This is a genomic window from Polaribacter sp. Asnod6-C07, assembly GCF_045063625.1.
Lineage (GTDB): Bacteria > Bacteroidota > Bacteroidia > Flavobacteriales > Flavobacteriaceae > Polaribacter > Polaribacter vadi_A.
Window position 1 is genome coordinate 2374920 of record NZ_JBEFOF010000005.1, and the last position, 23518, is coordinate 2398437.

24 protein-coding genes and 1 pseudogene are annotated in these 23518 nt (G+C 27.7%); 17 read left to right on the forward strand and 8 right to left on the reverse strand.

Annotated features, from left to right (window positions below):
* Nucleotides 1-355: 355 nt before the first annotated feature.
* Genes ACJJVK_RS10155 through ACJJVK_RS10165 form a run of 3 tightly spaced genes read right to left on the reverse strand, consistent with a single transcriptional unit; the run spans nt 356 to nt 1830 of the window.
* Nucleotides 356-1300 (reverse strand): HipA domain-containing protein, encoded by a 945-nt coding sequence (locus ACJJVK_RS10155; protein ID WP_405565746.1) that lies wholly within the window; start codon nt 1298-1300, stop codon nt 356-358.
* Nucleotides 1290-1625, reverse strand: a complete 336-nt coding sequence (locus tag ACJJVK_RS10160) for a HipA N-terminal domain-containing protein (protein ID WP_405565749.1) — start codon at nt 1623-1625, stop codon at nt 1290-1292. The genes ACJJVK_RS10155 and ACJJVK_RS10160 overlap by 11 nt, the downstream gene beginning before the upstream one ends.
* Nucleotides 1612-1830: a helix-turn-helix domain-containing protein gene (locus ACJJVK_RS10165; protein ID WP_405565751.1), complete on the reverse strand. Its 219-nt coding sequence runs from the start codon at nt 1828-1830 to the stop codon at nt 1612-1614. The genes ACJJVK_RS10160 and ACJJVK_RS10165 overlap by 14 nt, the downstream gene beginning before the upstream one ends.
* 474 nt (nt 1831-2304) lie before the next feature.
* Here ACJJVK_RS10165 and ACJJVK_RS10170 point away from each other — a divergent pair.
* Both ACJJVK_RS10170 and ACJJVK_RS10175 read left to right on the forward strand, forming a co-directional pair.
* Nucleotides 2305-2708, forward strand: a pseudogene (locus ACJJVK_RS10170) (DUF6943 family protein).
* Nucleotides 2709-2722: 14 nt separating this feature from the next.
* The gene (locus ACJJVK_RS10175) at nt 2723-3079 is read left to right on the forward strand and encodes a DUF2493 domain-containing protein (protein WP_405565754.1); all 357 of its coding nucleotides are present in this window, start codon (nt 2723-2725) and stop codon (nt 3077-3079) included.
* A 353-nt stretch (nt 3080-3432) separates the two neighbouring features.
* Here the strand turns inward: ACJJVK_RS10175 and ACJJVK_RS10180 are convergent, their stop codons facing one another.
* Genes ACJJVK_RS10180 through ACJJVK_RS10195 form a run of 4 tightly spaced genes read right to left on the reverse strand, consistent with a single transcriptional unit; the run spans nt 3433 to nt 5032 of the window.
* Nucleotides 3433-3606, reverse strand: coding sequence for a hypothetical protein (locus ACJJVK_RS10180; protein WP_405565755.1), 174 nt, complete (start codon nt 3604-3606; stop codon nt 3433-3435).
* Nucleotides 3603-3833, reverse strand: a complete 231-nt coding sequence (locus ACJJVK_RS10185) for a hypothetical protein (RefSeq protein ID WP_405565757.1) — start codon at nt 3831-3833, stop codon at nt 3603-3605. Before ACJJVK_RS10185 ends, ACJJVK_RS10180 begins: the two co-directional genes overlap by 4 nt.
* Nucleotides 3834-3845: 12 nt before the next feature.
* Nucleotides 3846-4274, reverse strand: coding sequence for a DUF5675 family protein (locus ACJJVK_RS10190; protein ID WP_405565759.1), 429 nt, complete (start codon nt 4272-4274; stop codon nt 3846-3848).
* Nucleotides 4274-5032, reverse strand: a complete 759-nt coding sequence (locus ACJJVK_RS10195) for a hypothetical protein (RefSeq protein ID WP_405565761.1) — start codon at nt 5030-5032, stop codon at nt 4274-4276. The genes ACJJVK_RS10190 and ACJJVK_RS10195 overlap by 1 nt, the downstream gene beginning before the upstream one ends.
* Before the next feature lie 189 nt (nt 5033-5221).
* Between ACJJVK_RS10195 and ACJJVK_RS10200 the strand changes: the two genes are divergently transcribed.
* The 15 genes from ACJJVK_RS10200 (at nt 5222) to ACJJVK_RS10270 (ending at nt 22313) form a co-directional block, all read left to right on the forward strand.
* On the forward strand, nt 5222-5425 hold the full coding sequence (locus ACJJVK_RS10200) for a hypothetical protein (protein ID WP_299051714.1): 204 nt from the start codon (nt 5222-5224) through the stop codon (nt 5423-5425).
* A 655-nt stretch (nt 5426-6080) separates the two neighbouring features.
* On the forward strand, nt 6081-7184 hold the full coding sequence (locus tag ACJJVK_RS10205; RefSeq protein ID WP_405565763.1) for an adenylate/guanylate cyclase domain-containing protein: 1104 nt from the start codon (nt 6081-6083) through the stop codon (nt 7182-7184).
* Between the two features lie 152 nt (nt 7185-7336).
* The gene (locus ACJJVK_RS10210) at nt 7337-9109 is read left to right on the forward strand and encodes a helix-turn-helix domain-containing protein (RefSeq protein ID WP_405565764.1); all 1773 of its coding nucleotides are present in this window, start codon (nt 7337-7339) and stop codon (nt 9107-9109) included.
* A 189-nt stretch (nt 9110-9298) separates the two neighbouring features.
* Nucleotides 9299-10552 carry a serine hydrolase domain-containing protein gene (locus tag ACJJVK_RS10215; RefSeq protein ID WP_405565765.1) on the forward strand — a complete coding sequence of 418 codons (1254 nt, stop codon included), beginning with the start codon at nt 9299-9301 and terminating at the stop codon, nt 10550-10552.
* 53 nt (nt 10553-10605) lie between these two features.
* Entirely contained in the window at nt 10606-11466 is an 861-nt protein-coding gene (locus ACJJVK_RS10220; protein ID WP_405565766.1) for an SDR family oxidoreductase, read from the forward strand.
* Nucleotides 11467-11626: 160 nt separating this feature from the next.
* Nucleotides 11627-12226: a hypothetical protein gene (locus ACJJVK_RS10225; protein ID WP_405565767.1), complete on the forward strand. Its 600-nt coding sequence runs from the start codon at nt 11627-11629 to the stop codon at nt 12224-12226.
* Between the two features lie 7 nt (nt 12227-12233).
* Nucleotides 12234-13103, forward strand: a complete 870-nt coding sequence (locus ACJJVK_RS10230) for an alpha/beta fold hydrolase (RefSeq protein WP_405565768.1) — start codon at nt 12234-12236, stop codon at nt 13101-13103.
* Nucleotides 13100-14233, forward strand: a complete 1134-nt coding sequence (locus tag ACJJVK_RS10235; RefSeq protein ID WP_405565770.1) for a serine hydrolase domain-containing protein — start codon at nt 13100-13102, stop codon at nt 14231-14233. The genes ACJJVK_RS10230 and ACJJVK_RS10235 overlap by 4 nt, the downstream gene beginning before the upstream one ends.
* A 46-nt stretch (nt 14234-14279) precedes the next feature.
* Nucleotides 14280-15521: a S41 family peptidase gene (locus ACJJVK_RS10240; RefSeq protein WP_405565772.1), complete on the forward strand. Its 1242-nt coding sequence runs from the start codon at nt 14280-14282 to the stop codon at nt 15519-15521.
* A 61-nt stretch (nt 15522-15582) separates the two neighbouring features.
* The gene (locus tag ACJJVK_RS10245) at nt 15583-17376 is read left to right on the forward strand and encodes a helix-turn-helix domain-containing protein (protein ID WP_405565774.1); all 1794 of its coding nucleotides are present in this window, start codon (nt 15583-15585) and stop codon (nt 17374-17376) included.
* Between the two features lie 188 nt (nt 17377-17564).
* Nucleotides 17565-18140 (forward strand): hypothetical protein, encoded by a 576-nt coding sequence (locus ACJJVK_RS10250; protein ID WP_405565775.1) that lies wholly within the window; start codon nt 17565-17567, stop codon nt 18138-18140.
* 161 nt (nt 18141-18301) lie between these two features.
* The gene (locus ACJJVK_RS10255) at nt 18302-19207 is read left to right on the forward strand and encodes a hypothetical protein (RefSeq protein WP_405565776.1); all 906 of its coding nucleotides are present in this window, start codon (nt 18302-18304) and stop codon (nt 19205-19207) included.
* A gap of 68 nt (nt 19208-19275) precedes the next feature.
* Nucleotides 19276-20238 carry an NAD(P)-dependent alcohol dehydrogenase gene (locus ACJJVK_RS10260; protein WP_405565777.1) on the forward strand — a complete coding sequence of 321 codons (963 nt, stop codon included), beginning with the start codon at nt 19276-19278 and terminating at the stop codon, nt 20236-20238.
* A gap of 28 nt (nt 20239-20266) precedes the next feature.
* On the forward strand, nt 20267-21124 hold the full coding sequence (locus ACJJVK_RS10265) for an alpha/beta fold hydrolase (protein ID WP_405565779.1): 858 nt from the start codon (nt 20267-20269) through the stop codon (nt 21122-21124).
* 148 nt (nt 21125-21272) lie between these two features.
* Entirely contained in the window at nt 21273-22313 is a 1041-nt protein-coding gene (locus ACJJVK_RS10270) for a serine hydrolase domain-containing protein (protein ID WP_405565781.1), read from the forward strand.
* A 7-nt stretch (nt 22314-22320) separates the two neighbouring features.
* On the opposite strand, the gene ACJJVK_RS10275 is transcribed toward ACJJVK_RS10270, so the two are convergent.
* Nucleotides 22321-23022, reverse strand: coding sequence for a response regulator (locus ACJJVK_RS10275; RefSeq protein ID WP_215993185.1), 702 nt, complete (start codon nt 23020-23022; stop codon nt 22321-22323).
* Between the last annotated feature and the right edge of the window lie 496 nt (nt 23023-23518).

Genomic DNA, 23518 nt, shown 5'->3' on the forward strand with positions numbered 1-23518 from the left:
ATTCATTCAAGACACCTCAATGCTTCCTTTCATCCAGCAACTTCGGTTTCCTTTCTCTCATTCCATTTAACCACCTCAACACCGCGCATAAAAAAAGAGTATTTTTTCTAAAATACCCTTTATTTATTTTTTCCACATACCAGTTAAAGCATATAATTTTAGGAAGTATTTTAGAGTTAATTTGCCAAGATTAAGGTAAAAAACAGAGGCATAATTGTTTTAAGTCGAGTATTTTTAACGCAAATATTGCCAAATTAAAATGAAAGAGGAGTAACATTATATGCTTTAAATGGTATTTCTACAACATCCCTAATTACCTCCACCTACCCAGGTTGAGTCTGAAAGTTAGTTTCAATTATTCAATACGTTGATATCTTTTTTCTAATACAGTTTTGTAAGCTGTTTTCATTTCATCAGATAAAAAAGAAGCGTTGATCAATTGATTCGCTTTCGTTTTATTTTTGAACATTCGTTTAAAAACACTTTTAATTTGTTTGTCTGTTAAATTTAAAAGTTGTCCTAGTTTTTCAAAATGTTCCTTTTGTAACTTTCTCTTTTTTCCTGCTAGTGTAAGAGCTAATTCTTCTGTGTCTTCTGGTAAAACAATGCTAACATTTAACAAATCATATGCTGGGGCAAGAACCCATCCTGAAACACTTTCTATCAAAGAAAAGTTCTTTAAGTGCATGTCATTATTACCTGTTAAAAAGCTAAATAAGGTCAATTCAAAAAAGAAAATTTTATCAAGAAGTGTATTACTAGAATACAGCCCAATGGCTTTGCCTACTTTTTCCATAGAACCTTTGTACTTATCATAAGCTTCTGTAACTTGAAATAGATCCAGCATATGTATTTTGTCTCCTTCCGTGGTTCTATCAATTCTTTTCGTAATATAAGCGAGTTCTCCAGAGGCAATTCGTATCAAACTTGAAGGTACAGTGTTTAAACCAAAAGCCTCAGCAATACGCATGGTCAAATGCTCATTTTCTGGCATTTCTCTAAACTGAGGAGTAGGTGGTTTAAAAATATAATGTCCTCCCAAAGCACCAACTACGGTAAGTCTTGGTGTTTCTTTAGTTTCAGAATCTTTTACTAAAGACATAGATAGTTTTGGTTGTACTCCTGGTACTGCAATACTTCTTTCTACAACATTTTTTGCGAGTGCACCCATATCTTCAAGACTGTACGGAATCTTTGGTACTTCTTTGGTTCCAAAGAATTCTAGCGCACATTTTTCATGAAAATCAGCTTCATTAGTCAATGTTTTGTAACAATACAAACAGTTTTTTTTAGACATCATTGTTTTCTTTTATAGGTACAACACTAACAGCTCCAATACAATTTTGACAACAAGCTAACAACAATCCCATTCTGTCATTGGCTTTTATTTTCCAGTTTTTGGTGGCAATTTCTAACAACCATCCTTCTGGTATCAATCCTTCAAAAAAAGGAAACAATCGATCTGATGTATAGGGTTCAATCCTTACAGGCATACTAAATGTGATAAATTGTTTAGGGTATTGGGTTACATAAGTAGCATCATATGTAAAAACATAATCTCCTTCTGCAGTTTCTGTAATTTTACCTGCAAGTATGTCTTTATAATATACATTACCTTGTCTCATAGTCTATCTTTTTTCTTTCTACAGGTGCTAATTCATGACCAAACATCGCCAAAACCAAATTCACTTTTTCTAAGTTCAAATTGGTTTTACCTTGTTCTATTTTACGCACTACTGTCAAAGCAACTCCTGCTCGTTCTGCAAACTCCTCTTGGGTAAGATGTACTTCTTTTCTGCGTTTTTTTACAAATTCTGATAACAACTCCATTATATGCTTTTAAATATAAATATAAGCAAATATACTAATTTATATGTTTTTAGATATAATATAGTAAAATAATATAATTTTATATGCTTTTAAATATAATATTTATGTCTAAAAGGATCTAATTAATAAGAACAAGGGTAAATTTTAATAAAAATTACCTTCGTTTTTCATATAGAGGTAAAAGCTACACTTAATTCATACATTTTAGAAGTAGAATAAAATAAAAAAAGATAGCAAATATAAGTGCCTCACTTCATCCAACGCTAAAAGGCTATAAAGGTCAAGGCCTTCGGGTTTTAAATAAAACTTTTTTCAATAGCCTTTTTCTTTTTAAATCAGCATTTGTATAAAAAAAACTTTTATCTAAAAACCTTGACAGCCTATCCAAGGCACTTTTATATAGGCATATCTCTTTTTAGTTCCAAAAAAATTATGTGCGAAGCGCAGCGAAGCATAATTTTAAATTGGATACCCATGTCAACTTTTCAAATCAAAACACACCAACCAGGTCGCACGTACGCAACTCCTCATTTTTTTATTTTGAGCAAAGGGCTAAATTCTGGCAAACCGCTAGAAAAGCCTTGTCCAAATTGCTTTGTAATTATCACAACCACAAGAGCAGAAAGAGAATCCCTGTATTACCTGTGCCTATCCTTAAAAGTAGGAAAATTTTTGCCTATTATTTAAAAGGATCTGTGATTCCTTTTATTGGTATCTCAGATGCTAAAAAAGTAATCAATGCAGCTTTACAAAATTATGAAGCGCAGCAATGGCAAATGAAAGTTGAAAAACTCAAAAAAATAACGGCTTTTGAAGAAAACTTGCAACAACAGTTGTCAACTATTTCAAAATTAAAAATCGCTTTACTAAGGTCTTAATAAAATTAAAAAACATGAAAGTAATTATAGCCGGTTCTAGAAACTTCACAGATTATCAAAAACTAAAAAAAGAATGCGACCAATTCCTCCAGGATCAAAAAAATATCGAAATTGTATCTGGTGATCATTTTAAAGGTGCTGACAAATTGGGAATCCAGTATGCAAATGAAAAAGGTTATAACCTAATAAAGTTTCCTGCAGAATGGAATAAATTCGGGAAAGCTGCAGGACCCATCAGAAATAAAGAAATGGCAATATTTGCAGATGTATTAATTGCTTTTTGGGATGGAAAGAGTAGAGGTACTCAAAATATGATTCGATTAGCAAATCAAAAAGGATTAAGAATCAAAGTTGTTTTGTTTAAAAAATGAAAATTGAATTTTTTTAGAAGAGTTTTTAAAAATAGGATGCATTATAATGTGGGAGAAAAAGTCGCACATTCTTTTTATAGGTACCATTTTTTGTTTTTTTTGGTACATTCACTAATAAAAGGAGTATGTATAAAAAAATCAAAAATTAGATCATTTGAAATCATTATGTAAAGAAAATCGAATTTTCTTTACATAATAATTGCCCTATGTTAAGGGAATTCAATTTTTTAATCATTATAAATGATTCTAAAGTAAAATAGTCGTAAAAAAAAGTCCAATCAGATGATCGGACTTTAATTTCCAGAATTTATTTCAGGATCTATTCAGTAAAGGTTACCACATCAAAACTGAATTTATTTTTTATGCTTTGTAATCTTTTTTAAGAAATAGGAAACCATAAAACTTACGGTTGCTCCAATCACTGCTAAAATAATTGTTTTCACAATATCTTCCGTAAATATTCCAGGACTAATACTTAACAAAGTACCAGAGGCAGTTCCTATTTTTAATTGGATGTTGCTGTTCATGGTCCTTGATCTTTTTTTGCTTTAGAGTCTTCAACAGTAACTTGACTTACTGCAGAAATAATGCCTCCTGCAACAGCAACATATCCTGCAACTGTAACTACTGCAGCTGGTAATGCAATGGGTGCAGCCATAATACTACCACTTATTGCTAGTAAGGACAAACCAATAGTTCTTAAAACTTTGAAAAATTTAGGTGTAGGTGCTTTTGCACGTTCTTGAATGTTCATGATAAAATATTTTTAATTGTAATGTTGACTTTTAAAATAGGAAAGGGAAGAGGTAATTCGCAATTGCACGGGTGTATTTTTAGCAAGTACTGGCAAAACCAAACTCGTTAATTTATGTAATGCTTTTCTTGACGAATTTCCTTTTCCAATCCCTGTATGAGAACTTACGGGTGCAATACAACCCTCTAATTCTTTTTTTGCATTATTAGCTGGATGAATTAAAATCAAGCTTCTACCAATAACATTTTTCAAATGCAAATGATACTTGAATTTTGAGCTGTATCGTTTTTGTAAAGTATATAAACCTTCAGGAACACAAGAAATGTTTCGTTTATTTTGAATCCAAGGCAGTTCAATCGTGTAGCAAATAAACTGTCCATCCAAAAGTAGCATTCCTTGTGTACCTTCAGGAAAATAGGTTCTGTGTAAAACGAATAGCATTATACACCACCATCTACTTTTACCAAAGACAGCGCATTATATGCACCATTTTTCAATGGGTACATTTGTCCATTTACTTCTTGGTAAAATTCAACTCCTAATGCTAAAAACAAAGGATGTGTACTATTTGCAGTAACTGCGTTACTCAAGTTGATTGCAGCTGTAGCAGAAGCATCCCAAGGTAAAATAGCAGTTTCTGAGGTTGCAACAACAGACGTTTCATTTTCAAAATCAATTTCTGCCCCTCCAGAAATTATTTTAAAATGAGTAGTTCCATTAGGTGCTGCAATCATTGTACTAGGTACAAATGATGGAATGTCAATATCCAATGTTCCAGCAACACGATCAATGGTTGAGGTATATGCTGCAAACAAACTGGTTCCTAGTTTTCCATTGATGTTGAATTCAAATCCAGTCAATAATTCAGCTTCACCATCAATTACGTTTCTTAATCCACGTTCACTTACAGTATCTGCTTGAATCACTTTTACCATAGATTGGTGCAATCTACTTACCACTCTATTGTCAGAAGCATTTAGTAAAAGCAAACGCATAGCAACACGTAATACTTTCCCGGCTTTTCCTGCTCTACCAAATTCAGAACCGTTTTCTCGAGTTCTTTGAAACGCAGGATCTGTAGCAATTCTTTGGGCATCTATTCCTCCTTTTTCTCTGGCCAAATGGCCATCTTTTGTTTTGTAAAAGGTGATATCTCCAATAGTACCTTTTAGTTTAATAATTCCTTTTTGTCTTGCCATAATTTCTAATATTTAATGATTATACACTCAAATATTAGAGCTTTTAATCAATAAAAAAAGGAGGAGCAGTTCCAGATGTCACCCAATGGAATAAATGACTTTCAGTGTCATAAATAGTTAGGGTAAGTTCACTTAAAATCAGTATATTGATGAGGTAGTGTTACACCATAGTAAAAGCATAGATAATATATGAAAAAAGAGATGCAAAGAGTGTGCATCTATCCAAAAGACGTTCAGATCATTACTGGTAAAAGTTATCGTCAAAGTGTTAGATTGGTGCACAAAATTAAAACAGAGCTTAACAAAACCACCAAAGAGTTCTTAACTATTGATGAATTTTGTGAGTACACAGGCATAAAATATGAACAAGTTGCTCATCTTATTTTAGGGTAAAATAGCTTGAGAATTTATTCTAGAATAATTCTGAAAGCTTCTTAAATATCTTTTTAAAATACTAGTTCATTTATTAGCATAGTTTCTATCAAAATCTCTTTGAAAAAAGTGCTAATTTAAGTATCTTTATATCATACAATTTAGTGTTTTTTAGTAGGTAAAATTCGGTGTCTAAATCGGTGTCATTTTTTAAGTAAAATTTTGTAAAACATTGATTTTCAGATATAATATAAGGAGGTTCAGAAACCTCTTTCTCCGCTGATAGATTTTAATTAATCATCCAAACCCTTTAAAACTATGTTTTAAAGGGTTTTTACTTTTTTGTAAAAACATAAAGTTTATTAAATCATAAAAATTAGTGAGACTGAATTTTATTGTATCCCTTTGATGTAAAGGTTTTAAAAATTAATTAGCTAAAAGTAGTTCAAACTACGGTTTTTAGTATTTTTAAAATATTGAAATTGTCTTTTTATAAAATTATTGATTTTCATGAATAACATCATTTTTTGGTTGTAAAAATTACAGTTATTTTAATACTAATTTTTGGGAATAAGTATTATTTTTTATTTGATATGAATTTTATTACTTATTAAATAATGATAGAAGTTGATGCAAAATAATCCTTTTGTACATTTGTGATAAATCAGTTTTACAGATGTCAATTATAACCATGAAATACAAAAGAATTTTTTTAAAAATTCTTCCTTTTGGTATCATTTGGTTGCTGTTAGGTTTGTTGTTTTTATGGATTGAGTATGCATCTATTAATACTACAATAAACCAAGAAATCTCTAAATCAGCAATTTATATTACTCCTGAAATTGTTCTTTTTGCAAGTATTAGTATATTTTTTATTGGATGTTTTGTCGGGTTTTTAGAAGTAAGATTAATCAATAAATTTTTCGTTAAAAAAAGTTTTCCATCAAAATTAATTGGAAAATTTATAATTTATGTGGTGTTGATGAATCTTTTAACGTTTGTGTTTTATCTACTAGCAGCAAGTATAGAAATGCAAAAATCGGTGTTTAGTTTAGCTGTTTTTGAAAGGTATAAACTCTTCTTTTTTAGCATTACCAACATTAGTACTAGCATTCAATTGGCATTTTCTATGCTTGTATCTTTATTATATGCAGAAATTAGCGACAACCTTGGTCAGAATGTGTTATTAAACTTTTTTATTGGTAAATATCATAAGCCAGTTGTAGAAAACCGAACTTTTATGTTTACTGATATGAAAGATTCTACTCGAATTGCAGAAACATTGGGCAATGTAAAATACTTTAACTTTTTAAGGTCTTATTATAATGATTTGTCAGAATCTATTTTAAATTATAATGGAGAAGTATATCAATATATAGGAGATGAAATTGTAATTTCTTGGCAAAACAAGAATGCTAATTCTGAAATGCAAAGTGTAAATTGTTTTTTTGATATGAAGAAAAAGTTATCAGAAAAAAAAGACAAATATTTAAAAGAATATAACGTTTTTCCTGAGTTTAAAGCTGCTGTTCATAAAGGAGAAGTTACTGTAGGAGAAATTGGTGCTCTAAAAAAAGAAATCTTTTTTACTGGCGATGTTTTAAATACAACTGCTCGAATTCAAAATTTATGCAATGAATTTAAAATGGATTTATTGGTGTCAGATTTAATTGCAAAAAACTTAGAGTCAAACAGTTTTGTTTTAAAACGAATGGATAATATCGTTTTAAAAGGAAAATCAAATACTATTAATATTGTCGGAGTTCAAAAAAAGGAATAGAAGTGAATTTAATACCAAGAAATTCAATTGATTTTAATTTCGTAATAAATTATAAATCGAGTTTAAATAATCAAAATCAAATCTCTATCTTTTTAAAAAAGTATATCTTGCGTTAAGCTTTTGGCTTCTTATTTATAATTAAGTAATTGCAAATGAAAAATAATAAATCCATAGCAGTTTTACCTTTCGTTAATTTAAGTAACGATTCAGATAATGAATACTTTAGTGATGGTATTACTGAAGAAATTATAAACGCTTTAACTAAAATACAAAACCTAAAAGTAATAGCAAGAACATCTTCTTTTGCATTTAAAGGTAAAAATATTGATGTAAGAAAAGTAGGTAAACAATTAAGTGTTTCCACTTTATTAGAAGGTAGTGTTAGAAAAGCAAATAATAGAGTTAGAATAACTGCACAATTAATAGACACCAAAGATGGCAGCCATTATTGGTCTAAAAATTTTGATAAAGAACTTGTAGATATATTTAAATTACAAGATGAAATCAGTTTATTAATTGCTAATGAAGTTCGTAATAATTTCGGGCATTTTGATATTCAAGAACATTTAGTAAAAAAACCAACAGATAGTGTAGATGCATACGAACTTTTCTTAAAAGGACGTTATTCTCAATTACAATGGACACCACAATCTATGCGTACTGCAATAGAATTTTACGATAGTGCAATTGCTGCTGATAAAAATTATGCAAAAGCATATTATGCAAATCTGCAATGTTATGGTTTATTAGCTGCTTGGGGCTTTATGCCTTATCAAGAAGGTATAGAAAAAGCTATAGGATATTTTTTAAAAGCAAAAGAAATAGATACACAATTGCCAGAATACCCTCAATCTTTTGTGGGTAGAAGTTTGTGGGGAGAGTGGGATTTTAAAACAGCTTATATTCATATTAAAAAAGTTTTAGAATTTAACCCTAACTATACAGATGGTTTAGAAGCTATGGCTGAATTATTCATAGCCCACGGTTTTTTTAAACAAGCAATTATTTATGCAAAAAGGTTGTTAGAAATAGATCCATTATCAGCAAATAATTTATACACGCTTGCACACATTTATTATTATAAAAAAGATTTTGAAACTGCTTTAAATTATATAAGAAAAGCAATAAGTTTTGGACCAGATTTAGAACTAGCCAATCATTTACATGCTTTATGTTTAATATGGTTAAACAGAAAAGAGGAGTTTAACGATGCTGTAAAAAACGAGAAAACAATAGACTTATATAATTTATTGTACAGTGTTGCTAACGAAGGTATATCAGAAATACCTAATTATCAAATTGAAAAGTGGGTAAATGCAGAGAAAGAAGATACGCAATTAGCACCTTTACAATTATTTATTTTAGCCAATACTAAGCACCAAGAAATTGCTTTTAATTTGCTGAAAAAATACATAGATCAAAAACGAGGTCAAATAATAAATTACAGATTCGATCCTTTATTAGAAAAGTTAAAAACAAATACAGAATTCAAGAATTTACACCAAACAAATCTTTTTAAAGAAGATATTACTTTAGATGTAAAAACCAAAAAGAGTTCTAAAGCTATAGTTGATAAAGAAGAACAAGAAAGTTTTAAAGAAAAACTTTTAGACTATTTTAAAGAGAATGAACCGTATTTAAATTCTCAGTTGAGTTTAAATATTTTAGCAGATGAAGTTGATGTTCATCCTAATAAATTATCTTTTTTAATCAATGAAATTATGGGAATAAACTTTAACGAGTTTATGAATAAATATCGATTAAACCATTTTAAAAGCATAGCATTAAACCCAAAATTTAAACACATTACTATTTTAGGTTTGGCTTATGATAGTGGTTTTAACTCTAAAAGTGTGTTTAATACTTACTTTAAAAAAATAGAAGGCATTACTCCAAGCCATTGGGTAAAGTCTCAGAATACTTAATTAAAAAAAAACACTTCTTAAATATTTAGAGCACGAAACATAACTAGTTTATGTTTCGTGTTTTTTATTTCAGCCAAATTGGTATAAAATAAATTTTAAAGATGTTCTAAATTATAATTTCGAACGATTGGCACTCGCATTAACTTCAATTTTGCAGTATCAAATTTTAAATAAATTAAAAATATCATTATGAAAACACTTAGCTATTTTACGATAATACTAATATTATCAATCACAACTTTAATGATGTCTTGTACAAATGATAAGAACATCGAAAATCCATCTTTAGAAGGCATTAAAACAAATGCAGATTTATCTGAATATTTAGAGAGTCTTATTGAAACAAAAGGAGTTCCTGGCTTTACAGTAAATGTAAGTTTAGGTAATAATATTGCTTTTCAAGAATCGTTTGGCTATGCAAATATTGCCAATCAAACTTCTTACACCAATCAAACAGTAAATAACTTAGCATCAATAAGTAAAACGTTTTTAGGGGCAGCTACAGCAAAAGCAATTGAGCAAGGTCATTTTACTTTAGAGACAAACATTAATAATCTTTTACCTATTGATATTATTAATCCTAAAAACCCAAATGGAGTCATAAAAATTAAACATTTGGTTACACATACTTCTGGTATTGTTGATGTTCCAGACACTTACATCAGCAGTAATTATTTCATTTTAAAGGATGAAGATGTAAATACAACAATTGGTAATATTTTGGTAAATGAATTGGGCATTCAACAAATGGAACAAGTAGATTTAGATGAATATTTAGTAGAGATTTTTGATGAAGATGGAGATTTATACAATTTAGATAATTATTTAGACTCAGAACCAGGTGAAACTTGGGCTTATTCTAATGATGCATCTTCGTTATTAGGCTATATAATTGAGTTTGTCTCTGGTGTTTCTTTTGATGAATATGTGGCTAATTATATATTAAATCCGTTACAAATGAACAATTCTACTTTTAATATAGATCAAGTAGATTTTCAGAATATGGCAACTTTATATTATGATGTAAATACACCATTTCCAAATTACGCAAATCACGGTTATGTAGAAGGTGGTTTGTATAGCAACAGTAATGATATGAGTAAATATTTATTAGATATGATGCGTGGAGCAAGAGGAGAATCTGCTACTTTATTTTCGAATCAATATTATGGTTTATTATTTTCTGAACAATTACAAAACGGAATTGTGCCTACAGAATTTGCAGAAAATCACGGTTTATTCTGGTATATGAATAACGGTTATTTAATGCATGGAGGTAATAGTTTAGGTATTTCATCTCAAATACAATTAAAAAAAGATGGTTCTGCAGGTTTCTTTATTATTTCTAATATGGATGGAACTTTTACAGGAAATTCTGAAAAATGGGAAGAAGTTAAAACGCTTGTTACTAATGCAATTGAAGAATATATTTCTAATAATTAAAAATTTTGAAGGTATTTTAGTTTGATAAATACCCTCAAATTAAAGAGATATTTATGAAAAATATTGATGATAGAAAGATATTAATTGCTGGTGCAACAGGTTATTTAGGCAATCATATTCTTAACGTTTTAGATAAGAATAAAGAGCAAACAAGAGTAGTTACAAGAAGTACAAAAAAATTACAATTATTTTCTGATTCACATATAGATATTAAGATTGCTGAAGTTACCAAACCAGAAACTTTGTTTGATGTTTGTAAAGGAATAGACATTGTAATTTCTACAGTGGGTATTACAAGGCAAAAAGATGGTTTAACATACATGGATGTAGATTATAAAGCCAATTTAAACCTTTTACAAGAAGCCATAAAAGCAGGGGTAAAACATTTTATTTATGTTTCTGCAATTAATGGTGATAAATACAAACATCTAAAAATATTCGAAGCTAAAGAAAAGTTTGTTTCAGAATTAAAAGCGTCAGGAATTCACTATACAATTGTAAGACCTAATGGTTTTTTTTCTGATATGAAAGACTTTCTGCAAATGGCTAAATCTGGTAGAGTTTATTTGTTTGGTGATGGAAATCAAAAGTTTAACCCAATTTCTGGGGAGGATTTAGCCAATTTTATTTATGAGTTATTAGATACAAATGTTAAAGAGGTTTCTGTTGGTGGGCCAGATATTTTGAGCCTAAATGAAATTAGCAAAATGGCTCTACAGACTTTAAATAAACCAGTAAAAGTTACTCATCTGCCAGACGGATTTAGAAAATTTATAATCTGGAGTTTAAGAAAATTCACCAATGTAAAAACCTATGGACCTATAGAGTTTTTCTTAACACTTATGGCAGAAGACAATATCGCACCAAAATATGGTAAGTATAGATTAATCAATTTTTTTAAACAATCCTCTTAAGTATTTCTACTTAAAAAAGTAACAAAATTATATCTATAGTCGTAATTCTCTGCCTATCAATTTTAAAACAATTAGTACTGAATTATAAATCAGAACGATTCACTTTTAAATCAACTGCATCTTTGCAGTATAAAATTTTAATACAAACAAACAAATAAAAATGAAAACAAAAATGACAAGTAAAAAAATGATGAACAAATTAACGTTAATTGCATTCGTATTAATCTCTTTTTTATCACTAGAGCAAAATGCACAAGATAAACCAAATAGAGAAAAATTTATTTTCGAATTCGGAATTGGAGGTGGAGTAATTAGCTTAGAAAATAGCGAAGGCACTCAAACTTTTGATAAATCTCAAGGAACTTCGATTTTCCCAGATTTAAAAGTAGGGTATATGGTAAAAGAAAATTTAGCAATTACAGCTTCTTTACCTGGTAATATTTATAGTTTTGAAGGAAATGATAGACATTTTGGTGGAATTTTACCTGGTGTACAATATTGGGTTTCTAACAAATGGTGGATAAATGGTAGTGTTGGTTTGGCAATAGATTCGCCTGCTTTGTATGATGTTAATGATGGAAATGATAATTGGGACTTTGGTAAAATGGTGTCATTTGGTGTTGGTTATGAGTTTTATCAGAAAGAAAACTTTGCAATGAATATTCAAAGTAAAGTATTATTAGGTAGTGTTAACTTAGACAATAATCAACATAGAGATGCAGCATCATTTGGGTTAAGTGTAGGGTTTAACTGGTTTTAAGAACAGTATGAAATCCAAAATAAAAAATACAGATAAAGCACAGATTTTAAATTTATATTATCAAAAATTAGATAATTTAGGTTTAGCATTTGAACTACAAACTGTAGAAACATCTTTTGGAGACACAAATGTTATTATTTTAGAAAACAATAAAAAACCACAATTAATATTGGTGCACGGCTTTTTGGGTTGTGCACCATTTGCCATAGAAACTTTAAAAGGGTTAGAAAAATATTTTAAAATTTATGCAATAGATGTTTTAGGTGAGCCTAATTTAAGTGATGAGTATTATTTAAATCCTACAGAAAAAGATCATAGCAAATGGTTTTATGAGGTTATATCTTGTTTGCAAGTGTATAATGCTTATTTAGTAGGTATTTCTTTAGGTGGTTTTATTGGTTTTAAAGGTTTAGTAACAAATTCTAAAAGATTTAAAAAAGCGTTTTTTATAAACCCAACAGGTGTTGTAAAATGGAATTTTTTTAAGACAGCTACACACATATTATTGCCATCTATATTATTTAAAAAATTTAATGATCAGAAATATTTATTAAAAATTTACAATAAACTATATCCCAAAAAAGATGTTTTGTCATTAAAATATTTATCAGAAAAAATAAAAATAACAGATATTGATGCATATAATTTTCCATTAATTTCTGAACAAGAAGCAATGTCAATACAAACACCATTATACATAATTGCATCAGAAGATGGTGTAATTTATAAAGGTAAAGCATTGATGGAAAATGCAAAAAAAATGTATCATTCTTTGCAAGGAGTAGTCTTTTTAAAAAACGCCAAACATATTTTGTCTAAAAAAGAGCATAAAATTGTAATTAATTATATTTTAGAGAACACAAATACTGAAAGATGAAGAACTTAGTCTTAATTTTAGCGATTTTATTAAATTCAGTTCTACTAACTGCACAAGAAAATATTGAAGTAAATATTACAAATATTTTTAATAAAGAATTAGCCAGAAATCAAATTCATAATGCATTTTTAAAAGTGTATTCTGCTTCTAAAAATCTAAATATAGATTTAGCAAAAGGCAATTTTGTAAACGGAGTTTCAGTATCAAAAAAGAATCCTTTTTATACAGCAAGTATTGGTAAAACTTTTACAGCAACTAGTATTGCAATTTTAAAGGATAAAAACAAATTATCGTTTAAAGACAAAATAAGTAAGTTTCTTTCTGCGGATATTTTAAGCAAATTACACATTTTAGGAGGTAAAGATTATTCTAACGAAATTACTATAGAAAATCTTTTACAACACACTTCTGGTTTGCCAGATTATTTTGAAGATGCAACAATTGATGGTTCTCCAAATATAATCAATCAGCTTTTTTTAAAGCCAGATAAAATATGGACTCCAATTGAATGTATACAGTTTACCAAACAAAAAATGAAACCATTATTTGCACCTGGTAAAGGCTATCATTATACAGATACAGAATATGTGCTTTTAGGTTTAATTATTGAAAAAGTTAGTGGAATGGAGTTCCATAATTTTATTAAACAAAATATTTTTAAGCCTTTGCATATGAATCATTCTTATTTTAATTTAAAATCAGAATCAATAAAAACTACTAATAAGATGGCTGATATTTATGTAGGTGATGCAGAGATTTCTGGTTTTAAAAGTTTATCTGCAGATTGGGCTGGAGGTGGAGTAGTGTCTACAGCTTTAGATTTAATTGCTTTTCAAAAAGCATTATTTAATAACAAAATTTTAGAACCAGAAACCTTAAAATCAATGCAAAAATGGATAGCAGAAACCCAAGGAATGTATTATGGTTTTGGTTTAAGAAAAATTGTTTTGCACGAATTGAGTCCGCAATTACCAAAATTAGAATTAATAGGTCATTCAGGTAGTACAGGCTCTTTTTTATATTATTGCCCTAATTTAGATGTCTACTTATCAGGTACTTTAAATCAAGTAGAAGCAGTGCAGAATACAATTAAGTTAATGGCAAATATCTTAGAAGAAACCTCTAAATAAATGAATTACTTTTTGAATGCAGTCTAATTTTTTAAACTTATAACTCATGAAAAACCATAAAATCACTAAGATTTATTTTTTGATATGTTTTAGTGTCTTTTTTCAAACCATTAACGCTCAAAAAACAGATTGGCAAGCAGATTTAAAAACATATAGCAGTCAACTTGAAGCAAAACATATCGATCTTTATCATAAAATAAGTAAACAAGATTTTCAAAAATCGGTAGAAAGAATTCAAAATATTGCGAAATCAGAAGATGATTTTAAGACAATTATTGAGTTAATGAAATTAACCAAAAAAATAGGAGATGGGCATACAGCAGTTTCGTTAAGAAATTTAAATGTTCATCAATTTCCTTTTGATGTTCAACGTATAGAAAATAAATGGCGAGTTGTAAAAACACTTTCGTCCAAAGAAAATATTTTAAAAACGTCTTTAATTAAAGTTGATGGTGTTCCGATTTCAGAAGTAATAGCTAAGGTTTCACAAGTGGCGCAATTTGTAGAAAATGAGCATTCACAAACTGTACGAACTGCAAGTAATTTAAATATAAGTGAATTGTTGTATCATTTAAATATCATCAAAAATAAAAAAACGGCACTTTTTACTTTTTTAGATGATGATAATAATGAAATTGAAGTAGAACTTTCAGCATTTAAAAACAATGAATTACAGCAGTTAAATTATGTAACATTTAAAGTTGGTGTGCCAGAAATAACCAAGCCTAAAAATTCTAAATTCGACTTTTTATGGTTTTCTTCTATCAAAAATAAAAATGCGATTTATATAAATTTCGAAAGCTATCCTAGCTTTAACGATATGCAAGTTTTTGGAGAAAATTTAGTGAAATATATAGCTGAAAATAATACTAAAAACATTGTAATTGATCTACGTAAAAATGGTGGAGGTGATTTGTATATTGGTGTAATTTTGGCATATGCTCTTAATTTAGCAGATTCTGTAGACTGGAAAAATGGAGTTTACGTATTAACATCTAATGTTACTTTTTCTGCAGGAACAAGTAATGCAGCCTTGTTTAAACAAATGCTAAATGCTAAAATTGTAGGGCAACCAACAGGCTCTAATCCTACAGGTTATCAAGATATGGGGCAGTTTAACCTACCAAACTCTAAATTAGTAATTACTTATTCAAAAAGAAAGTTTAGGTTATCAGAAAAAATAACACAAGGTATTCAACCAGATATTTTATTGTACCCAAAATGGTCTAATTATGCTTTGGGTAAAGATGATGTACTTTCTTTTGTTATCGATAATTTTGAGAATTAACCATAATTATTTCTTTTTTGTAAAAAACGATTTTCTATATTTATTGCTTTGTAAAAAAATAATGAAAGAATCTTTAAAATCTATTGCAGTTCTACCTTTTATCAATATGAGTAATAATATTGATAATGAGTATTTTTGCGATGGTTTAACTGAAGAAATTATCAATGCACTTGCAAAAATAAAACAGTTATCTGTTACTTCTAGAACTTCGTCTTTTTACTTTAAGAATCAGAAAATAACATCAAAAGAAGTTAGAAAAAAACTAGGTATTTCAATTTTTATAGAAGGTAGTGTAAGATTATCTGGCAATAAAATGAGAATTACGGTTCAGATGATAGACGCAATAGAAGATTATCATTTTTGGTCAGAAACTTTTGATAGAAATTTTAACGATGTATTTGCAGTTCAAGATGAAATAAGTCTTTTTATAGCAGAAAAATTAAGAGAACATATTGGCCATTTAGAAATTGAAGACAAACTTGTTACACCTCTAAATGTTCCTGTAAATATTTACAAAGAATATTTAAAAGGAAGGTATTTTTTAATGAAATTAGATTACGAAAATACCTTAAAGGCAATTTCAATTTTTGAAGAAATTATAAAAAATGAACCTAATTTTCCAAATCCGTATTTAGATATCAACCAAGGTTATACGTATCTGGGGGCTATGGGTTTAATCTCTGCCTTTGAAGGTTTTCAAAAAGCGCAACCTTTTTTACAAAAAGCAATAGAATTAAATCCAAATTCATCTAAATTTCAATTAAATTTATCTTGGATTGCTTGTTGGCAAAATTGGGATTTAAAAAAGGCTTTTGAACACGCAAATAAAGCGTTAGAACTTCAGCCTTCTGATGAAATTTATTTAACACTATCTAATTATTTAACGGTTCAAGGTAAATTAAATACTGCTCATAATTATATAGATAAAGCTTTAGAATTAGATCCTTATGCAGCAATGAATCATGATTATAAAGGTTTTTTATATTATTTGCAGGAAGACTATAGCAAAGCAAATAGATACTTTAAAAAGGCATTAGAATTGAATAAAAAGCTGCCTTTTCCACATATTTATATAGGTCAAATTTTATTTTTAACAGGTAAGCCAGAACAAGCAGTTTTATATTTTGAAAGTTTAGAAAATATTCAGGTAACAGATTTAACACAATTAGGTGGTTTAGCCATGTGTTATGCTGTATTAAAGAATGAAGAAGAATATACTAAAAAGATTATAGAATTAGAACAGTTTTTACAAACCGAAAAAATTGATAAAGCTTTAAATTTTCTAATTCTTACTAATGTACTTTTGGGTAATTATATAAAGGCTTTAGATTATATAGAGCAGGCTTTTAAAAACCATTTACCATTAATTTTATTGTTAAATACAGAGCCAATTATAAAACCATTAAGAAATAAGCCTCGTTTTAAAAAAATAATGCTAAAAGCTATTTCTGATAATAAAAATTATAAAACCACTAAAAATTACAAGCAATCTTTATTAAATAAAGAGGAAGTTAGTTTATATGCAAACGAGCTAAAAAAGATAATGATAGATTATAAATTGTATTTAAATCCAGATTTATCCTTAAAAGATATTGCATCTTATTTAGAGCTTCCTTCAAATTATGTTTCACAATTATTAAACCTTGGTTTTCAGAAAAATTTCTCAGAATTCACCAATACTTATAGAGTAAATGAATTTAAACAACGAATTGTTTTAGAAGAAAATAAAGGACTTACAATTATGGCAGTTGCTTACGATAGTGGTTTTAACTCTAAAACTGTTTTTAATACTTTTTTTAAAAAAATAGAAGGCTTAACACCAAATGCTTACTTAAAAAAGACTTTAAAAAAATAGTTTACTTTTTTTAAAGGAAACCTTTTTAATTTCCAAACAACTATTTTTTAGTTTATTGATTTTCGGTTAGAAAAACTAAACTTTAAAAATTAAATTGATTGTAACATTTCCTAATAGAAAAAGTCTTAATAAAACTACTAATTAGTAGTCATTAATTATTGAGTATAACTTTTATAAAGACTTAAAAAATGAATCAATTAACCAAATTTATTGAAAGAAACGCATCAGGAAAAAAAGTTTTGCTACTTTTTATACTGACCAACTTAATTTATGCTTTTATGTTAATGGTTACAATACCAAATACAATGATTTTTTCTGACGGAATGAAATTGTTAGATATGATGCCAACAGGATATAGCTTTGATTATGTAAATAATTTATTAAACACTTTAGGAACCAAAGGGAGAAAAATATATTTAACCAATCAAATACCTGTTGATATGATTTACCCTTTATTTTTTGGGATTTCTTATAGTCTAATAATGGCATACTTTCTTAAAAAAATAAACAAACTTAACTCAACTTATAAATATTTGTGTTTGTTGCCTCTTTTAGCTGGTATAGCAGATTATTTTGAAAATTTTGGTATAATAATTATGCTAAACAATTATCAAAACTTAACAGAAGTTTTGGTGAGCACAACTAACATTTTTTCAATTATTAAAAGTTTTGCAACTACCATCTTTTTTGTTCTGTTATTAATTATTTTAATTACAGTGGGCATTAATTATTTCAAAAATATTAAAACATTAAAACACAATTAATATTACACTTTTAAATTTAACTAAGAATTTGGTTCATAAAGAAATTGAATTCAATACTACAGTAATTCTAACCTCAATTTAGTTCGGATTTTAAAAACAGAACTATATATAAACAACACAAGTTTAATTTTGATTTAATATTAAATCATGTAAATAAAAAAATGAAAAAAGCATCTTTTATAACAATAAAAGCTATCATCTTATTATTCTTTATTTCCTGTTCTGAGGAAGAGTCAGACACAAATGAAGTTTGTACAATTGGTAATAGTATTATTCAGGTTGATAAATTTATAGAAAAATTACAAACAACACATCCAGGAAACCTACCTACTACAAGAAGTTATGAATATTCGTATAATGAATACAACTTACTAGAAGAAAAAAATGAATATACTTTTGATTATAGTATTTATAGAAAATTCAGCTATAGTTGTGGTAATAACATAGATGAGGTTGTTAACGATAGTAATAGCCTAAAATATGAATACACATATAATGAAGATGGCAAAATTATAGCCTATAAAACTACAAATTCTTATTTACACGATTACACACTTTCTTATTATGATAATAGAGTTACAATAACAGGAACTATCAATAAAGAAGAAAATACAACTTTAATTTTAGAAACAAATTTAGATGGATTAGTTACCAAAATTGAACGTGAAGATAATTATTATTCATTATTTGATTATGATACAAATGGAAACCTTATTAGAGCTAAAGATTTTGATGAGTCAAATACATTAATAAGAGATTATGAAGTTGAGTATGATGCCAACCCTAATCCTTTTAATCAACAATTTAATTCGGCTTATATACAAAAATTTATAGAATATTTTTCAGATTCAGCATTTCAAGGAATAGATATATTTTTTAGGTTCAATCAATTCGACTTCCCATATTTAAAGAATAATCCAGTTTTGTTAGTCGATAAAAGTTGTACCCTTTGTTATTCTAATTTATTAGAAAGAACTTTTACCTATAATTCTGAAAACTATCCTATAAAAATGGAAGAAAGTTATGTAGGTGCTCCACCTGTTGTTTACGAATATTTTTATAAATAAGTTCTAATTCTTAAAATAGAACTTCTAATAGTCAAATAATCAACAACTTTGCTGTAAATATAAAAATTATGATAAGAGCAGTTTATAAAAAATACGGAGGTCCAGAAGTTCTTGAGTTTACGAGCCAAGAAAAACCAATACCTAAAGCAAATGAAATTTTAGTAAAAATTTTGGCATCTTCTGCAACAAGAGCAGATACGTTAATTAGAGAGGGATCTCCCAAGTTTGGAAGATTATTTCTTGGGGTTTTTAAGCCTAAAAATACATCTTTAGGCACAGGTTTTTCTGGTGAAGTAGAAGAAAAAGGAAGTGAGGTAACAAAGTTTAAAATTAAGGATGAGGTATTTGGAGAATTATTATTTGACAGTGGTACAAATGCAGAATATTTATGTATTTCAGAAGACTTAATTATTGCTAAAAAGCCAAAAAATATTTCACATTCAGAAGCTGCACCTATTTGTGATGGATTTTTAACGTCTTACAGTTTTTTAAAAGATATAGCAAATGTAAAAGAAGGTCAGCATATTTTAATAAACGGTGCTTCTGGTAGTTTAGGTACTGCTGCTGTTCAGCTTGCAAAACAGATGGGCGCAAAAGTAACAGCTGTTTGCAGTGGTAAAAATAAAGAGTTAGTTAAAAATTTAGGAGCGGATTCTGTAATAGATTATAAAAAACAAGATTTTACAAAAGAAGATAATTTATATGATATTATTTATGATACTATAGGGAAATCGTCTTATAAAAAATGTAAAAAAGTGCTTAAAAAAAACGGTATATTTATGTCTCCAGTTTTGAGTTGCGAAACTTTATGGTTTGCTATTTTTAAACCTAAAAAAGTTAAATTTTCTGCAACAGGTATTAGAAAAACAAAAGATTTAAAACGCTTGTTAAGCGAGCTAATTCCGTTTTTTAAACAAGGTAAAATAGAAACTGTTATCGATAAAACTTACAAGTTAAAAGACATTGTAGCAGCACACACTTATATAAATAGCGAACGTAAAGTAGGTAATATTGCTATTCTAAATTCATAATTTACATCAACCAAAAACTAATAATACTATGTTTTTTAAATCACAATCTGGTAAAGAAAAAATACTATCACTTTACAATAAAAAGTTAAAAGAATTACAGATAGATTATACAGAAAAATTAGTAGAAACTAAGTTTGGAAAAACAAATTTAATTATAGTTGGTGATGTTAGTTTACCACCATTAATGTTAATTCATGGAACAGGAGGTTGTGCACCTTTAATTTTAGAATCTTTCCCCAATTTAGCATCAAAATATTGTGTTTATGCCATTGATGTTTTGGCACAACCAAATAAAAGTGCAGAAAATAGATTGGATATGAAAACCCCAGATTATGGCAAATGGTTAATAGAAGTTATTATAAAATTAAGAATTACTCAGGTTACTTTAGTAGGTTTTTCTTTTGGAGGTTTTATCAGTTTAAAAGCTTTAGAATTTAATGAAACATCTATTAAAAAAGTTTTTTTAATAGCACCAGTTTATATTGTAAATGGCAATCCAATTAAAGGTTTGTTTAAAATGTTTATACCATTAAAAAAGTACATAAAAAGTAGTAATAACAAATATCTTAAAAAAGTAATAAATGCTCTTTTTACAGAATATGATGATTTTGCTGAAACGTTTATGGGTACCACTTTTTTGAATTGTAATATGGATTTTTCTCCTTTACCAATAATATCAGCACAGAAAGCCAATCTTATAAAAACACCAATAACTTTATTTGCATCAGAAAATGATATCATGTTTCCAGGTAAAAAGATGATAAAAAGGGCAAAGAAAGTTTTTCCTTCATTAAAAGAAATTGTGTTGTTTTCAAAATCTAAACACGTACCTAGTAATAAGGATTTTATATTGATTGAAAAAAATATTTTAAAAGGAGAAATCTAATCTTTATTTTAGTATCCTTTATTGAAAAAAAGAGAAAACTACAATTGTGTAGCAATTATTTACAATTTGTTGTCTATTAATTTTAGAAGTTTTCGTTTTTTTTAAACTTTGCAAAAGATTTCTAATAATTAACTAATCAAACTAAAAAATGGCAACAAAGAATCGTATAAAACAAATAGCTCGTATTTTATTTATTTTGGTATCTATTTCATCACTTTATTTTGTGCCTTGGATAATTGTAAAAGCTTGGATTATGCCATTGCCAACTACCATGCAAGAACAAGTTGAGGCAGTTACAAATTATGGTTTTGATGGCATGATAGTTTATGTTGATAAAAAAGGAAATCTACCAAAAACATACACTGCTGGTTGGCATGATAAACATAATAAAATTGCAGCAAAACCAGATGCGTTATTTAAAATAGCAAGTATAAGTAAGCTTTATAATGCAGTTGCAATAACCAAATTAGCAAATAGCAAACAATTATCTTTAGATGCTAGTTTGGCTAGCTTTTTTCCAGAATTAAAAGATAGAATAGCATATGCAGACCAAATTACATTAAGAATGTTGGTTGCACATAGAAGTGGAATTCCTAGTTTTACAAACACACCTAATTTTTGGAATAGAACAGATTTGGATCGGCAAAAATGTTTGGAGTTAATTTTAGACCAACCTGCAAATTTTAAACCCAATGAAGATTATGAGTATTGCAATACCAATTACTTATTAATTAATAATATCATCAGAAAAATAACAAACAATGATCATGAATTTGATTATTTTAAACAAGTAATTTTAGATCCTTTAGAACTTAAAAACACCTTTAAATCTATCAATGATATTAATATTGATGATTTAATGAGTGGTTATTATGTTGGGGTAGAAGAAGATATTAAAACCGTAAATTACGATAGTATGATTGCTACAGCAAAAGATGTTGGTGTTTTTTTAAGAGCTTTAAATAACGGAACTTTATTTACAGAAAATGAGAAAGAAATTTACGATGGTTTGTATGAATACGAACATGGAGGGTTAATTCCAGGTTATCAAAGTTTGGCAAAATATCATAAAGAATCAGATGCAGTAATTATTCAGTTTATGAATACCACCAAGTTTGATGGTTATGAATACAATTTAATGCAAATTTTTCATAATAGAATGGCTAAGATTTTAGAGAATAATAAATAAATGTTTTTTATTTAAACTTTTTATTTAGTCTATTTTTTAAGTAAGTAGTGTTTTTAAGACCTACTTTTTTTGCTGTCTCTTTAAGGCTAATTCTAGGGTTTTTAGATAATATTTCTTGGGCAACATTTAATCTACATTCTATTAAAAGTTGATTTGGTGTTTGGCCAAATATTGCTTTGGTTCTTCTTGTTAAAGTCTTTGTAGATATTTTAAATTCTTTTGCTATAGTTTCTACAGAAAAATTAAAATTGTCTACATTATCATATAAAATTCTTTCTAATTTAGATTTAAATTCTTCGTATTGATCTTTAACTTTAAGATCTAGATTACTTTTAGAAGAAAGAACAGTTTTATGATAAACAATAGCCCTTTCAATAACGCTTATGAGTTCTTCTTTAAAAAACGGTTTATAGATATAATTGTCTATACCTAATCTTAGCATTTTTTTCTTTTTATCTAAAGAAGTTAAGTTGGTAATTATTATTATTGGGAATTCGTTGTCGCCTTTTTTTATGTTAGAAACTAAATCAAATCCATCCATTTCTGGCATATTATAATCTGTAATTAACAAATCAATATTGTTATTACCTATAATATGCAAAGCTTCTTTACCGCTTTTTGCTTCTATTATTTCATAATCTTTTAAAATACTAGAAACATAAACTCTTGAATCTTTTGAATCGTCAACAAGTAAAATTTTAGTTTTCATTCTAACCAATATTAAAGATTTAAAAATAAATATTTGTTGAGAATTTTATAAAATAAATGAAGTTGTCTAAAATCGATTTTTTATTGTCCTTAATGGTTGTTTTTATTTTTAAATTAGACCCTAATTCCATTTTTTTGTTTAGCAATTTTTGGCGAAAATATAAAAAATGACTCAATTTTGTTATTTATCTTTCTTAATGCGATCTATATTATTTTTTTATTTTTCTTTTTTTTAGGTAAAATTTATGGATTAAACAAAATTTGCCATTCTAAAAGTGTTATTTGTTAAAATTTAATGAAATAAGTAGGTGCTTTAAATAATTTCGTAATAAAAAAAAACACCTTTTTTTTATCTTATTTTTAAGGTTTAATTAAAATTCTGTCTTAAATAGTCATTAAATGTCTTTTATAGTTTATTAAATTGTTTATCTAAAGCTTGAAAATTTTATATATTTGAGTATATACTTTGGGGGAAGTGTATACAAATAAAAAGAACC

Excerpts from the sequence above, each read along its gene's own strand:
- ACJJVK_RS10270 (WP_405565781.1), top strand. The coding sequence starts at position 21,273 with ATGGCAACAAAGAATCGTATAAAACAAATAGCTCGTATTTTATTTATT.
- ACJJVK_RS10240 (WP_405565772.1), top strand. The coding sequence starts at position 14,280 with ATGAAAAACCATAAAATCACTAAGATTTATTTTTTGATATGTTTTAGT.
- ACJJVK_RS10215 (WP_405565765.1), top strand. The coding sequence starts at position 9,299 with ATGAAAACACTTAGCTATTTTACGATAATACTAATATTATCAATCACA.
- ACJJVK_RS10220 (WP_405565766.1), top strand. The coding sequence starts at position 10,606 with ATGAAAAATATTGATGATAGAAAGATATTAATTGCTGGTGCAACAGGT.
- ACJJVK_RS10275 (WP_215993185.1), bottom strand. The coding sequence starts at position 23,022 with ATGAAAACTAAAATTTTACTTGTTGACGATTCAAAAGATTCAAGAGTT.
- ACJJVK_RS10265 (WP_405565779.1), top strand. The coding sequence starts at position 20,267 with ATGTTTTTTAAATCACAATCTGGTAAAGAAAAAATACTATCACTTTAC.
- ACJJVK_RS10200 (WP_299051714.1), top strand. The coding sequence starts at position 5,222 with ATGAAAAAAGAGATGCAAAGAGTGTGCATCTATCCAAAAGACGTTCAG.
- ACJJVK_RS10195 (WP_405565761.1), bottom strand. The coding sequence starts at position 5,032 with ATGGCAAGACAAAAAGGAATTATTAAACTAAAAGGTACTATTGGAGAT.
- ACJJVK_RS10160 (WP_405565749.1), bottom strand. The coding sequence starts at position 1,625 with ATGAGACAAGGTAATGTATATTATAAAGACATACTTGCAGGTAAAATT.
- ACJJVK_RS10260 (WP_405565777.1), top strand. The coding sequence starts at position 19,276 with ATGATAAGAGCAGTTTATAAAAAATACGGAGGTCCAGAAGTTCTTGAG.
- ACJJVK_RS10190 (WP_405565759.1), bottom strand. The coding sequence starts at position 4,274 with ATGCTATTCGTTTTACACAGAACCTATTTTCCTGAAGGTACACAAGGA.
- ACJJVK_RS10210 (WP_405565764.1), top strand. The coding sequence starts at position 7,337 with ATGAAAAATAATAAATCCATAGCAGTTTTACCTTTCGTTAATTTAAGT.
- ACJJVK_RS10185 (WP_405565757.1), bottom strand. The coding sequence starts at position 3,833 with ATGAACATTCAAGAACGTGCAAAAGCACCTACACCTAAATTTTTCAAA.
- ACJJVK_RS10180 (WP_405565755.1), bottom strand. The coding sequence starts at position 3,606 with ATGAACAGCAACATCCAATTAAAAATAGGAACTGCCTCTGGTACTTTG.
- ACJJVK_RS10225 (WP_405565767.1), top strand. The coding sequence starts at position 11,627 with ATGAAAACAAAAATGACAAGTAAAAAAATGATGAACAAATTAACGTTA.
- ACJJVK_RS10165 (WP_405565751.1), bottom strand. The coding sequence starts at position 1,830 with ATGGAGTTGTTATCAGAATTTGTAAAAAAACGCAGAAAAGAAGTACAT.
- ACJJVK_RS10245 (WP_405565774.1), top strand. The coding sequence starts at position 15,583 with ATGAAAGAATCTTTAAAATCTATTGCAGTTCTACCTTTTATCAATATG.
- ACJJVK_RS10155 (WP_405565746.1), bottom strand. The coding sequence starts at position 1,300 with ATGATGTCTAAAAAAAACTGTTTGTATTGTTACAAAACATTGACTAAT.
- ACJJVK_RS10230 (WP_405565768.1), top strand. The coding sequence starts at position 12,234 with ATGAAATCCAAAATAAAAAATACAGATAAAGCACAGATTTTAAATTTA.
- ACJJVK_RS10205 (WP_405565763.1), top strand. The coding sequence starts at position 6,081 with ATGTCAATTATAACCATGAAATACAAAAGAATTTTTTTAAAAATTCTT.
- ACJJVK_RS10250 (WP_405565775.1), top strand. The coding sequence starts at position 17,565 with ATGAATCAATTAACCAAATTTATTGAAAGAAACGCATCAGGAAAAAAA.
- ACJJVK_RS10175 (WP_405565754.1), top strand. The coding sequence starts at position 2,723 with ATGAAAGTAATTATAGCCGGTTCTAGAAACTTCACAGATTATCAAAAA.
- ACJJVK_RS10235 (WP_405565770.1), top strand. The coding sequence starts at position 13,100 with ATGAAGAACTTAGTCTTAATTTTAGCGATTTTATTAAATTCAGTTCTA.
- ACJJVK_RS10255 (WP_405565776.1), top strand. The coding sequence starts at position 18,302 with ATGAAAAAAGCATCTTTTATAACAATAAAAGCTATCATCTTATTATTC.